12 protein-coding genes and 1 tRNA gene are annotated in these 13,135 nt (G+C 68.2%); 4 read left to right on the forward strand and 9 right to left on the reverse strand.

The features are described 5' to 3' along the window. Window positions 1-6: 6 nt before the first annotated feature. The 7 genes from K8P10_RS10195 to K8P10_RS10225 all read right to left on the reverse strand — a co-directional run bounded on the left by K8P10_RS10195 (window position 7) and on the right by K8P10_RS10225 (window position 6,921). Entirely contained in the window at window positions 7-1,188 is a 1,182-nt protein-coding gene (locus K8P10_RS10195; protein WP_224778819.1) for an NAD(P)/FAD-dependent oxidoreductase, read from the reverse strand. Next, window positions 1,178-1,900 carry a methyltransferase domain-containing protein gene (locus K8P10_RS10200; protein ID WP_224778820.1) on the reverse strand — a complete coding sequence of 241 codons (723 nt, stop codon included), beginning with the start codon at window positions 1,898-1,900 and terminating at the stop codon, window positions 1,178-1,180. Before K8P10_RS10200 ends, K8P10_RS10195 begins: the two co-directional genes overlap by 11 nt. After that, on the reverse strand, window positions 1,897-3,042 hold the full coding sequence (locus K8P10_RS10205) for a type III polyketide synthase (protein ID WP_224778821.1): 1,146 nt from the start codon (window positions 3,040-3,042) through the stop codon (window positions 1,897-1,899). Before K8P10_RS10205 ends, K8P10_RS10200 begins: the two co-directional genes overlap by 4 nt. A gap of 22 nt (window positions 3,043-3,064) precedes the next feature. Beyond that, window positions 3,065-3,649, reverse strand: a complete 585-nt coding sequence (locus K8P10_RS10210; protein ID WP_224778822.1) for an HdeD family acid-resistance protein — start codon at window positions 3,647-3,649, stop codon at window positions 3,065-3,067. Window positions 3,650-3,675: 26 nt separating this feature from the next. After that, entirely contained in the window at window positions 3,676-3,981 is a 306-nt protein-coding gene (locus tag K8P10_RS10215; RefSeq protein WP_224778823.1) for an acylphosphatase, read from the reverse strand. A gap of 4 nt (window positions 3,982-3,985) precedes the next feature. Next, the gene (gene poxB / locus K8P10_RS10220) at window positions 3,986-5,710 is read right to left on the reverse strand and encodes a ubiquinone-dependent pyruvate dehydrogenase (protein ID WP_224778824.1); all 1,725 of its coding nucleotides are present in this window, start codon (window positions 5,708-5,710) and stop codon (window positions 3,986-3,988) included. Window positions 5,711-5,802: 92 nt separating this feature from the next. Beyond that, window positions 5,803-6,921: a magnesium and cobalt transport protein CorA gene (locus K8P10_RS10225; RefSeq protein WP_224778825.1), complete on the reverse strand. Its 1,119-nt coding sequence runs from the start codon at window positions 6,919-6,921 to the stop codon at window positions 5,803-5,805. 79 nt (window positions 6,922-7,000) lie between these two features. On the opposite strand from K8P10_RS10225, the gene K8P10_RS10230 reads away from it, so the two are divergent. Then, complete coding sequence (locus K8P10_RS10230) at window positions 7,001-7,645, forward strand: SGNH/GDSL hydrolase family protein (RefSeq protein WP_224778826.1); 645 nt, start codon at window positions 7,001-7,003, stop codon at window positions 7,643-7,645. A 111-nt stretch (window positions 7,646-7,756) separates the two neighbouring features. Next, window positions 7,757-10,087: a bifunctional diguanylate cyclase/phosphodiesterase gene (locus K8P10_RS10235; protein ID WP_224778827.1), complete on the forward strand. Its 2,331-nt coding sequence runs from the start codon at window positions 7,757-7,759 to the stop codon at window positions 10,085-10,087. Window positions 10,088-10,134: 47 nt separating this feature from the next. Here K8P10_RS10235 and K8P10_RS10240 read toward each other — a convergent pair whose 3' ends face one another. Then, window positions 10,135-10,986, reverse strand: a complete 852-nt coding sequence (locus tag K8P10_RS10240) for a hypothetical protein (RefSeq protein ID WP_224778828.1) — start codon at window positions 10,984-10,986, stop codon at window positions 10,135-10,137. 205 nt (window positions 10,987-11,191) lie between these two features. Between K8P10_RS10240 and K8P10_RS10245 the strand changes: the two genes are divergently transcribed. Both K8P10_RS10245 and K8P10_RS10250 read left to right on the forward strand, forming a co-directional pair. After that, window positions 11,192-11,962: a GNAT family N-acyltransferase gene (locus K8P10_RS10245; RefSeq protein WP_224778829.1), complete on the forward strand. Its 771-nt coding sequence runs from the start codon at window positions 11,192-11,194 to the stop codon at window positions 11,960-11,962. After that, window positions 11,962-12,900, forward strand: a complete 939-nt coding sequence (locus tag K8P10_RS10250) for a ThiF family adenylyltransferase (protein WP_224778830.1) — start codon at window positions 11,962-11,964, stop codon at window positions 12,898-12,900. The genes K8P10_RS10245 and K8P10_RS10250 overlap by 1 nt, the downstream gene beginning before the upstream one ends. Before the next feature lie 58 nt (window positions 12,901-12,958). On the opposite strand, the gene K8P10_RS10255 is transcribed toward K8P10_RS10250, so the two are convergent. Beyond that, a tRNA-His gene (locus tag K8P10_RS10255) sits at window positions 12,959-13,034 on the reverse strand. Window positions 13,035-13,135 lie beyond the last annotated feature (101 nt).

Consider the following 13,135-nt stretch of genomic DNA (forward strand, 5'->3'; position numbering starts at 1 on the left):
GCGGGCTCAGCCGTCGGGATCGAACCGCATCGCGTAGGCGGCGGCGAGGAGCCGCTCGGCCGGCGACCGCAGGATCGCGGTGAGCAGGAAGGACCTTGCGCGATCCCCCGCGTCGCCGAGCGGACGGCCGATGCGCGTGTTCGCGGCCGCGAGAAGTCCCGACAGCCCCGCTGCTCGGCGACGTCGACGGGCCCATCGCTCCAGCGCACCGTCGAGGTCGGGTCCGAGCGCGCCGTCGCGCTCCCCGGCCGTGCCGAGCACCCTCGCGAGCGTGACGGCATCGAGAATGCCGAGATTCATCCCCTGTCCGCCGATCGGGCTCACCTCGTGCGCGGCGTCTCCGATGACGGCGATACGCCCCCGCCGCATCCGCGGGACGAGGGTGCGGCGAACGCCGAAACCCGACGCCGTCCCCACGGCCGAGGCGGCGAGCGCGGAACCGGTGCGGGTCGCGACGACGTGGCGCAAGCGATCGCCGAGCTGCTCGGGGTCGGCTCTGCTGCGACCGGTGTCCCGTGCCCACGCGACGTATCGACGGCGCTCACCGGGTAGCGGGAACGATTCGAGCACGCCCTCGGCGTGGAGATGGATGACGGCGGTGTCCCCGTCCGCACCGAGATCGGGCACATCAGCCATGAGGTAGCGGTCACGATACGCGTGCTGACGGACGTGCGCGCGCAGGCCCGTGAGGTCGACGCCACGGGCACCGGTCGCGATCACGGCGAAGCGCGCGTGCTCTTCGCGGGTGGCCCCCGACGCGTCGCGCACGCGGGCAACCACCCGGTCGTGCGCGTTCCGCACGGACCGCACCTCCGACCCCCACTCCACCGCCGCGCCACCCAGAGCGGTCCAGCGCTCGCCGAGGATCGCTTCCGTGCGCTCCTGCGGCACCGTCGCGACGAACGGGTAGTCGCCGCCCAGTCGCCCGAACCTGACGACGCCGAGCGTGCGCCCGCGGGCGCGGGCTTCGCCGAGGCGCACGTGTCGCGCGGCGGCCGCGAGCGCGTCACCGGCTCCACTCGGCGCGAGCGCCGCGAGCGCGGCAGGGTGCACTCCCACCGCGCGGCTCGACGCCCCGGGGCCTGGCGTCGCATCGAGCACCAGTGCGCTCTGGCCGAGGCGGGCGGCCTCGAGCGCGCATGCCAGACCGACGGGCCCGGCGCCGACGATCAGCAGGTCACGCATCATGACCGACGGCCTCGTGAATCGCGAGCAGACGGAACGGCCGGCTCGGGCGCACCCGCCACCGGCTCGGGACGACGCTCGCGAGCTCGGGCACCCGGTAGGAACGCCTGATCGAACGCAGGCCATCGACCCTGAGGAACGTGCCGGGGGCGAACGGGGTCACGAGGGCGGCATAGAGGGCGAAGGCGACTCGACCCCGGCGGATGTCGGAGTGGATCGCGACGCGCGCCGCGAGTGATGCCGTCGCCGTGAAGAAGACGCGCCGCTCGACGTCTGGCAGGTGGTGCAGCACGTGGTTCGAGATGACGACGTCGAACGTCTCACCTGACTCGGGCAGGGCGTCGGCGAGTGCTTCGGCGCGCACGGTCCGATAGGAGACGAAGGGGTCGCCGGTGCGCCGGGCCACGGCAATCGCGCGCGGGTCGGGGTCGATCCCGACCCCCGAGGCATCGATGCCGGCGCGACGCAACCGTCGGACCACCCGGCGGAGCACGTCGCCGCCTCCGCAGCCCACGTCGAGCACGCGCACAGGAATCCCCGAGTGTTGCGCGTCCCCGAGCCGCGGCAGGATCTCCCGGCGAACGACGCGTCCCCACCCGCCGACCAGGCGGTTGATAACCGTGAATCGCCGCAGCGTGCGATCCAGGCGAATCGGATCGCAGTCCGCGGCATCCATGAGCTCGCGGAGCTCTGTATCGCGGATGGCGAGCGTCACTGGCCGGCACTCCCGGGAATCCGGGCGGTGAGGGAGGCCGACTCGACGGTGAGCCCCGGCCCGAAGGCGGCGGCGAGGACGCGCTCCCCGTCGGCGAGGTCGGCGGCAGCCAGCAGGTCGCGCAGCACGAACAGTATCGTCGCCGACGACATGTTGCCGAAGCGCCGCAGCACCTGTCGCGACGCTGCGAGCGCGTCGTCGCCGAGGTCCAGCGCCGACTCGACCCGGTCGAGGATGGAGCGGCCTCCGGGGTGGATCGCCCACCGCGAGGGAGGATGCTCGACGATGCCGTGCCCCGCCAACGCTCCACGCACCTCGCGACCCACGATCCGCGGTACCGCAGCGGTCAGGGTCATATCGAAGCCGGCGTCGGCGATGGTCCAGCGCATATCCTTCTCGCCCTCGGAAGCGATGACGGAGTCGAAGTCGCCGCACTCGAGGCGGCGACGGTCGCGGACGAGTTCCGGATTCGCCGAGACGATCGCGGCCGCTGCTCCGTCGGCGAAGATCGCCGAGGAGACGAGCTGGTCGGGGTGCGTCGACGCCTGGATGTGCAGCGAGCAGAGCTCGGCGCAGACCACGAGCACCGCCGCTGCGGGGTCCGCAGCGCAGAACTGGGACGCCATGCGCAGAGCGGGGATCGCCGCGGCGCACCCTTGGAATCCGAGATGGTAACGCTGCACGTTCGGCCGGAGACCGAGGTCTCTCACGAGCCCGAACTCCGGCCCCGGGGCGAAGAATCCCGTGCAGGAGACCGTGATGACGTGGGTGATCACTGCCGTCGGCACTCCGCCAGCGGCGAGCGCCTCGGTTGCGGCCTCGGCGAAGAGCGCGGGCACTGCAGCAGCGTATCTCGCGTTCCGGGCGGCGGTGGAGGGCACCCCGATGCGGCCGGAATCGGCGTCCACGAAGGCGCCGGTGCCGACGCCTCCGAGTTCGGGAACTACGGTGCGGCGGGAGTCGATGGCAGCCGAATCGAACACGGCTCGGACGATGCGCGCGGAGCGCCGGTCATCGGCAGCGTGGGCGATGAACAGGTCACGCACCCGATCCTGCGTGATCACGGTCTCCGGGACCGCGATTCCGAGCGCGACGATACTCGGATGGGGACGGGTGGCATCGGATCGGGCGTCGCTGACCATCTCCTCAGCGTATCGGCGCTCCCTACGCGACGGCAGAACGGCGCAGCCTCACTCCGAGCACGATCGCGGAGACGCCCTCGATGATGGCGTAGATACCGATCAGCCAGACGATCCCGAGGAGGGCAGCACCCGTGTTGATCAGCATCATGATGCCGAGGACCACCGCGAGGATGCCGGCGATGAGCCCGACCCACCACGCTCCGGCCCCGAGGCTCCGCAGCCGGAAGGAGCCGATGGCCGTGAACAACCCGAGCACGATCGCCCAGAACGCCATCACGTAGACGACGGCGACCGCCGCCACGCCGGGGAGCACGAGCACGAGGATGCCGGCGATGATCGAGGCGATGGCCGAGACGAGCGCCCACCCCGACCGCAGCTCGCGGTCGCGCGCGAAGTGCCCGATGACGCCGAAGATCCCGGTGACCAGAATCCACGCGCCGAAGAAGATCGCGAGCACCCAGACGGACTCGAACGGGAGGAAGAGGAAGACGACGCCCATGATGAGGCTCAGCACCCCCTGCACGATGAGCGCCGTGCGCGCGCCGGCGCGCAACCTCCCCCAGTCGATGGCGGAATCTGCGAACCCTGACTGTTCCGGTACTGACATGTTGCTCCCCTGACTCTGCGTTCGGCTCAGTGCACCGCGAACGGCGTCCCGGGTTCGGGGCGCTCTCGCGCGGACAGTTCTCTCGGCTCCACGGCGGCGACGTCGAGGTCATCGACTCGCGCTCCGCTCGGCCCGGATCGACACCACGCGATCATGGTCTCGACAGCTTCGGGATCGCCGGCGAACAACGCTTCGACGCTCCCGTCGTCCCGGTTGCGCACCCACCCCGTCACGCCGCGCGATCGCGCCTCGTCACGGCAGCTCGCCCGGAAGGAGACTCCCTGGACTCGCCCCGTGACGCGCACGCGGCGCACGATCTCGTTCGCGGTCATGGCGCTACAGGATCTGACGCAGGTTGGTCTTCGCGAGATCGACGACCTCGTCGCCGCGCCCCGAGAGCACGGTGCGCAGTGCGTACAGGGTGAACCCCTTCATCTGGGCGGCCGTGACCGAAGGCGGCATCGACAGCTCCTGACGGTCGGTCATCACCTCGATCAGTGCCGGGCCGTCGTGCGCCAAGGTGTCGCGCAGTGCGCCCTCGAGTTCCGAGGATTCGCTCACCCGGACGCCCCGGATGCCGATGGCCTCCGCCACCGCTGCGAAGTTCGGGTTCTTGAGACCGGTCCCGTAGTTCACGAAGCCGGCCGCCTTCATCTCGAGCTCGACGAAGTTCAGCGAGGAGTTGTTGAAGACCACGATCTTCACGGGGAGCGGCGCGTTCTGGTCGAGGGTGAGCAGCTCGCCGAGCAGCATGCCGAGGCCACCGTCACCGGCGAGCGCGATAACTTGACGCTCGCGGTGGCTCGCCTGCACGCCGACTGCCTGCGGCAGTGCATTCGCCATCGACCCGTGGCTGAAGGAGCCGATCAGGCGACGGCGCCCGTTCATCGTGAGATAGCGTGCGGCCCACACCACCGGCGACCCCACGTCGGGAATGAACACGGCATCGTCGGCCGCGATCTCGTCGATGAGCCGCGCGAGGTACTGCGGGTGGATCGGCTTGCCGGCGCCGGCAGGCGTCGCGAGATCGTCGAGACGCCGACGGGTCTTCGCGTAGTGGTCGAGCGAGCTCTCGAGATGCGCCCGGCTCTTGCGAGGTGCGAGGAGCGGCAGCAGAGCTTCAGCCGTATCGCCGACATCACCCACTAGTCCGACGTCGAGCGGCGTGCGTCGTCCGAGGTTCTCCCCGCGCAGATCGACCTGGATCTTCACGGCGTCGTCCGGGTAGAACTGCGGGTACGGAAAGTCGGTGCCGAGCATGAGCACGGCGTCGGCCGATTCCATAGCCCGATAGCCGGAGGCGAAGCCGAGCAGTCCGGTCATGCCGACGTCGAAGGGGTTGTCGTACTCGATCCACTCCTTCCCGCGCAGCGCGTGGACCACCGGCGCAGCGAGCGCGTCGGCGAGCGCGACGACCTCGTCGTGTGCACCCGCGACACCTGCGCCTGCAAGGATCGTCACCTTCTTCGCACCGTTCAGCAGGTCTGCCGCCCGTTCCAGATCCTTCACCGCGGGGATGACCCGCGGATCGTTGTCAGTGAGCGTCGATACCGTCGTATCGACCGCGTCGGCGAGCGCCACGTCTCCGGGGATCACGACGACCGCGACACCGCGCTTCTCGATCGCGGCCTGCATGGCGATGCGCAGCACACGGGGCATCTGCTCCGCCGTCGACACGTGCTCGGCGTAGACGGAGCAGTCGCGGAAGAGCTCCGTCGGCTTCGTCTCCTGGAAGTAGTTCGACCCGATCTCGTCGCTCGGGATCTGCGCCGCAATGGCGAGCACCGGCACGCGCGAGCGCTGCGCATCGAAGAGACCGTTGATGAGGTGGAGGTTCCCGGGGCCGCAGCTCCCGGCGCACACCGCGAGCGCTCCGGTGGTCGCGGCCTCCCCCGATGCGGCGAAGGCCGCCGCTTCTTCGTGCCGCACGTGCACCCAGTCGATCGACGATGTCCGCAGCGCATCGGTGAATCCGTTGAGGGAGTCGCCCGGGATGCCGTAGACCCGCTCCACTCCGTTCGCTTCGAGGGTGTCGACGATGTTCTGTGCAACGGTGACCATGGATGCTCTCCCGAATTTCATTCGTTACTGCGGGTCTGACCTGACACCTCCATCTTCCTCCGGTCTCGGGCGCGGTTCAACCGGCTCACACCTCACATCCACTTCCGCCACTTGAAGAGCCCGAAGAGGAGGCCGGCGAACCCTGCCATGAGCCCCACCGCCATCGGATAGCCGAACGCCCAGTGCAGCTCTGGCATCTCGTCGAAGTTCATGCCGTAGACAGCGGCAATGAGGGTCGGAGCGAAGAGCACCGCCGCCCAGCCCGAGATCTTCTTCATATCCTCGTTCTGCCGCTGCGCCACGAGCGTGGCGTTGACGCTCAGGATCTGCGCGAGCGCTTCGCGATACTCGGATGCGCGCACGCTGACGCGCGCGAGATGGTCCGAGACGTCGCCGAGATACGCTCTGAGCTCCTCGGGCACGTCGTATTTGCCGAATCCGCGATTCAGCGACAGGACGACCTCCGAGAGCGACGACGTCGCGTGCTGCAGGTCGATGACCTCCTGGCTGAGCCTGTAGATGCGCTCGGCGACCCCGTCGTCGCCGCTGAACACCTGGCGCTCGACCTGCTCCTTGTCGGTCCCGAGTCCCTGCAGCACTGGGACGTAGCCGTCGACGATCGCATCGAGGAGGCGGTAGACGACGGCTTCGGGTCCGAGTCTGAGGACCTGTTCGTCGGCGAGGAGGGTCTGCTCACGCCGATCCGATGCTCCGATCGCGAACGACTCCGTTGCGGATCCGGGCGTTCCGTCGATCCACCTGCGATCGGGGCAGAGCACCGCGACGGCTCCCGCGCGCACGAGGAGGTGGAACTCGGCGAAGTCCACGTCCTCGCGCTCATCGATGTACCAGGCGGAGCGCACCACGATGAAGAGGACGTCGCCGTACCGCTCGAGTTTCGGCCGCTGGCCGGCGTGCAGCAGGTCGTCGACGAGGATCGGATGGAGGTCCCAGGCGTCAGCGAGCTCCCGGATGTCCGCCTCGGTCGGCGATGGGTAGAGCGACACCGTCATGCGGTCGGTTCCCGCCGCGGCGAATGCGAGCCCGTCCGTCACCGCGGCGTCGTCCGGTGCGGTCTCGACCACGCCGTCGCGCACGTAGCGGGTGATCCGAGACGACCGGGCCGACTCGGGAGCACGACCTCCCTGCGCCCGTCTGCGACTCGCATCGCGTCGCCTGAGCGGTGCGCGGCTGCTGCGGGAAGAAGTCATCGGCGCCTCCTCGGGCGGTTCGACACGGTGTGCGGCCGTCACAGTGTACGCCCGTGGCGGGTTCCCCTACGCTGGCTATATGGGACGACGTCCACTCGCCGTGACGCTGGTCGCCGGAATCGCGTTCGCGGTCAGCGCCTGTACCGCGCCGCCAGAACCGAGCGACCCGCCACCGCAAACCCCGGCCCGTGCCGAGGCTGTGCGGATGGCCGTCGTCGGCGATTCGATCACCGCGGGCGACAGCCGTGACCTGAACGACGGCGTTCCCGGGCCACTCTCTTGGACGAGTTACGCCGCAGGCCCCGAAGTCGAGTTCGTCGGCGGTTGGGCTGAGTGGGGTGCGACCACCGAGCGCATGGCCGACGCCATCTCAGGGCCCTTCGACGCCGACGTGCTCGTCGTGCTCGCCGGCACCAACGACGTGTCCACGCGATCGCACGATGACACCGGGGCCAGTCTGCTCGAGATCGTCGATGCGGTGGGAATCGACCGAGTGATTCTGTCCTCGGTGCCGCCCAACGATCACGCCAGGGAGAGCACTACGGAATTGAACGCGTTTCTCCGGTCGTTCGCCGGGGAGCAGGGCTGGGAGTGGGTCGATGCGGCCGACCCACTCAGGAGCGGGGATCGATTCCAACCCGACATGACCTCGGATGGAGTGCACCCTTCCGAGACCGGCGCCCGGGCACTCGGTGAGGCTATCGGGGCAGCTGTGGCCGAATGAGGCGGCCCGCCGCGGCGCTGCTCTGATCGAGACAGGTCATGTCATAATGAACACCTCTCAGGTTCGAGACCGGCGTCATGACGCGGATCTCTCCGCGACAGAGGAAGAGGCATGGTGGTCAGACACGACCGGGCGACGAAGCGGGGCGTGATCTTCGGCTTCGCGTTCATCGTCTTCGCCATCGCGATCATCTCGTCTGCGCTGGCCGGCCTCTTCGCGAGTCCACCGGAGTCCTGGACGCTCATGCTCACCATCATCGGCAGCGTGATCATCTGCGCGCCGATGCAGGTGCGCGTCGGGCCCTCCCCCGGGTTCCCGCTGGTGGGGGTCGCCGTCATTATGCTCGCCATCCCTCACCCCGATATCTCACCGTTCGTCGGCGTCGGGGTCTGGGCGATCGGCATCGTGGTCTCGCAGCTCGTCGTTCGCCGGAATGCCCTCCACGCGCTCCAGATCGCCGGCCTCGGCTCGCTCTCCGCGCTGGCGTTCACCTCGGTTCAGGCGGAGCTCCCCGACGATGTGCTCTGGACGCTCCCGAAGCTCCTGCTCGCGACATGCGCCTACTACTTCGTCTTCCTCCTTGGCGAGTTCGTCCGATATCGGCTGGACGCACCGTTCCACAGCGAGGGGTGGCGGTTCTCCCTCAGCGCAAAGCGGGTCATGACCGTCGTCCTGCTCGTCACACTCGCGACGACAGCGATGAACGTGAGCCATGCGGTCGTCATCCCCTGGCTCGAGAACGACCCTGACGCCGATCTCGCGCCGTTCATCGTGCTCCTCGCCGCGGCGATCTGCTACATGCTCGCACGCCGCCACGCATACACCGACGTGGAGTATCGACTCAGCGCCGTGGTGGACGCCGCCGTCGAATTGCCGCTCGAGTCCGGGGACTCGCTCGTCTCAGCGCTCCGCGACCGCGCGAAATCGATCGTGGACGCGCTCGACGTCGAGATCCTCGACCGTGCCCCTGAAGGGGCAGAGATCGGAACCCCCGTATTCCTCGGCGACGAGATCGAGCGCTACGTCATCGCCGCCCGGAAAATCGGAGGCGCCTCGTTCACGAGAGACGACGAACGGGCGCTCTCGACGCTTGCGCACGTCGCCAGCGAGACGGCGCGCATCCAGTACCAGGTCAATGCGCTCGAGCAACGCGCGAACAGCGATCCGCTCACGGGCCTCCCGAACTACGGGGCGTTCCAGCGCGCACTCGTCGAAGCGAACGAGCACCGACCGTATCGCGAGGGGATCGCGCTGCTGTTCATCGACCTCGACAACTTCAAGAAGCTCAACGACAGCTTCGGCCACCGCGCCGGCGACGAGATTTTGCGAGCGGTCGCCGAACGGTTGAAACGGACGGCCGGCGGCGGCGACTTCGTCTCCCGTGTCGGCGGCGACGAATTCGTCGTCGTCCTCACCGACCTCGACTCCATCGACCAGGCGAAGGCCAACGCTGACCGTATCGTCGACGCGCTGAGCGAGAGACTCATGATCGAGGGAAAGCAGCTGCGGCCGGTCGTCAGCGCCGGCCTGGCCTTCTCGAGTCACCGGGAAATCAACGCTCAGACGCTCGTCGAAGACGCCGACCGCGCCATGCTGCAGATCAAGCGGTCGCGTGACGCGGATGGTGCGCACCACGGCAGCAGCGTCGGGCTGTCCACGCACCGATCCACACGCACGAACGAGATCGTCGCGCGTGCGATCGAAAACAACAGGCTCTCGCTCGCCTTTCAACCGATCGTCGACCTCGAACGCGGAGAGATCTGGGCGTTCGAGGCGCTGGTGCGCTACGTCGATCCCGAACTCGGCCCGATCTCGCCACCGTCGCTCGTGGCCAGGGCCAAGAGCCTCGGACTCATGAACGAGCTCACCCGGCAGGTGGTGACGAAGGCGTTGGAGGCCGCTGAGTCGTTCCGCACCATCGTGCCGAGCATCGACTGCATGACGGTCAACCTGGAACTCGGGCAGATCAGCGAGCGGGAACTGGGGTCGTTCGTCCGCGAAGCCGCCGGAGCCCATCCAGACGTCTCACTGTGCATCGAGCTCAACGAGCGCTCGCTCCGCTCGGCCACCGACCAGCTGCGCCGAGATGCCGAGGCGCTGCAGGCCGCCGGGATCGTCATCGCCCTCGACGACTACGGCTCCGACGACTCCTCGGTGGGCTCCCTCGTCCACTTCCCGATGAACATCCTCAAGATCGACAAGAGCCTCATCAACAACCTCAATGACGCGAGGCAGCGAGAAGTGGTGAAAGCGCTCCAGGGGTTCAGCGACAACCTCGGCTACACCATGGTCGTCGAGGGGATCGAGACCGCTGCCATGGTCGAGGTCATGCGCAGGCTCGGGGCCGCAAGCGCGCAGGGTTTCCACTTCGGCCGCCCGCTCTCCTTCGCACTCACCCGCGATCGCCTCCAGCAGCGGGGTGCACAGGCCGTCGTCAGCTGAACCGCTCTAGGAGAGGTTCCGCCGTACTCCAGGAGCGGAACGACGCGTCAGAAGTGCTGATCGGCCTGCGACCTCGGCGTGACGTCGACGCCTGAGCTCAGGCGAGCGATCGCCTCTTCAGGCACGAAAGCGGGGTCGGGTTCGATGAAAGCGTCCACGACGCCGACGAAGGCGAGAGAGGCCACCGACCAGGCCTCGGTTCCCTCACCCACCGGAAAATCGAAGCGGGCCTCGACGAGCGTCGGAACCGTCGTCCGCACGATCCCGAGCCCTTCGATCACCGATGCTGCGGCAACGACGAACGGCTGATAATCGCCGTGGTAGACCGGCTTCAATCGGTAGCCGACCGTCGGCAGCACGTTCCGGTAGAAACTCTCCATCGTCTCGGCGAACGCGAGCTCGCTGGCACGGAGGGCGTCGAGGATCCTCGCGCGCACCGCTTCGTCCGGCCACGACATGATCGTCGTCGAGAGCGCCGCGTAGGTGCGCCACTTGCCCGATGCCGTGACGACGTCGAAGTTGTACTCCGCCGCGGTCCTGATGATGTCGATGAGCACCCGCCTCCGTCCCTCGGGCGAGCGCAGATCCTCGGTCCGCATGCTGAGATACTGCCAGGTCGTCAGCAGCGTTTCCGAGTCCGCGCGGTCGATCCTCGCCTGGTCGGCGAGCTCGCAGAAGACGTCGGCAAGGAAGTGCTCCGATGAGGGCCAGAGCTGGGCGAACTGCCGGGGGGAGACACCGGCGTCGCGGGCCAGGCCTTGCACCACCGCATCACCCACGCCGAGCGTCAGGCCGACCGACTCGACGTGGTCGATGGCACTGCGCAGCATCCGCGCCCGGACGTCGTCCGACCCCGTGCGGGACCCCCGACCGCTCGCTCGCCAAGTGTCTTCGGGCACCATCGCTCCTCTCAGGCCTGCGTGATCGCTTCATGCTACCAACGTGGCAGTCGGGAGGCGAGACATATCCGAACGAAATGATGCGCTCGCGCGCGTCCAGCGACCGTTCACGTCGCTCGTGGTGCACAATGAGACCGCACCCGCCCGCCCGCGGATCCGCCGCTCCGCGCCCCTTCGGCAGCATTCACTCAGAAGGAACCCGTCGTTGTCACACATCGATCGCACCGTCACGAACCGAGACGTCATTCCCGTCCTCTCCTCCACCGTATTCGCAGACTCCCCCGACACCCGATTCGCCTGCGGTCTCATCGCGGTGAACGACGTGCCGATGCCCGGACTCGCGGCTGAATACCACGCGCACTTCTTCCTCCGACGGAAGGTCTACGTCGATCAGACTGGCCAGCTCGATGAGAGCGATATTCAGGAGGACGGGACCGACCGCGACGCCGACGACGCCCGGTCCGTCGCATTCGCGATCTTCGAGAACCACGAGGAGGGGGTCCGCGTCGTCGGCGTCTCGCGTCTCATCATCAGGGGCGAGGGCACACCGCTGCCGGTCGAGGACTTCTGCCCCGACTCCTTCACCTCGGTACCGCTCGATGCGCGCAGTGTCGAGGTCTCCCGCGTCATCGCTAGGCACGAGACGGCGGTGGTGCAGGACCTGATCCAGTGGCACCTATTCGCCGTCATGCTCGCGTACATCGCGAATCACGACCTCGGTCGCACCTTCGCCATCATCGAACCGTGGCTCGAGCGTCATCTTCAGGGCATCATCTCCATCTCCCGCATCGGTGAACCCCGATACGTCGAGCACTACCTCGACTTCAACCTCCCGATCGAGATCGATCTCGCGGGCTCCGCCGAACAGGTCGATCTCAGGAACGGGGGGTGCATCGACGCGTACCGGGCAGCCGAACCGTCGCTCACCCACTTCGGCCGGGCCGTCCGCCGCTCACGCACCGCCCGGGCCTCGTGATGGCGCGCTCCCTCGCGTCTCCGGAGTTCTCGCGCAACTACGGCTTCTGGAGCGAGGACGAACAGCGCGCGCTGACCGACTCCTGCGTGGCGATCGCCGGCGTCGGCGGCGACGGATTCCAGCTCGGCCTCAAGCTCGCTCGGATGGGCGTGAGCCGGTTCCGGATCGCGGATCCCGAGGTCTTCGAACTCGAGAACATCAACCGCGTCGAGGGCGCCGCGGTGTCCACCTGCGGTCGCCCGAAAGCCGAGGTCTTCCGCGACCGGGTGCTCGACATCAATCCCGAGGCTGAGATCACGACCTTCCTGTCGGGCGTCACCCCTGAGAACGTCGAGGAGTTCATGCTCGGTGCTTCGCTCGTGCTCGACGAGTCCGAGCTCACGAGACCCGAGATCGGTTCGCTCATCGCCCGCCGCGCACGCCACCAGGGAATCCCCGACCTGCTCGTCATGAACGTCGGATTCGCTGCGCAGGTTACCTCCTTCGCACCGGAATCGTCATGGACATTCGAACGCTTCATGGGGTTCTCGTCGGAGGCTCCGCTCGACGAAATCGCCGAGGGAGGGGTCGATTTCGCACGATGCCTGCCATACATCCCGGCGTACACCGATCTGCGTTCGCTCCGCGCCGTGATCGGTGAGCACGGCGCGGCCCCCGCCCCGCTCCCCTCCATCTCCGCCGGCGTCGACCTCGCGTCAGCGATCGGGAGCACCCAAGCGTTCCTGCACCTCACCGCACGAGTGTCCCGACGACGCCGGTCCCCCGTCTGGGCGCCGCGCATCGCCTACACCGACGCCTACCGCCTCCGCACACGCATCGTCCGCGCGGGGAAAGCGACGCACACCCGGCACCTGCTCGTAGCTGCGGCGCGGCAGGCGCTCGGCAGGAACCCCCTCGCCAGTTACACGCCGGCCGACATCGCGCGACGCTCGGGGTGACTGGCTGGGAGCCCACAACGACGAAAGGCCCCGGCGCTGAGCCGGGGCCTTTCGTATGTGGGGTGGCTAACGGGACTTGAACCCGCGGCCCCCGCGACCACAACGCGGTGCTCTACCAACTGAGCTATAGCCACCATGTCTGTCACGCGGAACGGGCCGCGGGACAACTCCACCATCATAGCCCATGCGACGGGCCCGTGCGAATCGCGCGGCGACTCGGCGGGTGACACTCATC

The organism is Leucobacter sp. Psy1 (assembly GCF_020096995.1).
GTDB lineage: Bacteria > Actinomycetota > Actinomycetes > Actinomycetales > Microbacteriaceae > Leucobacter.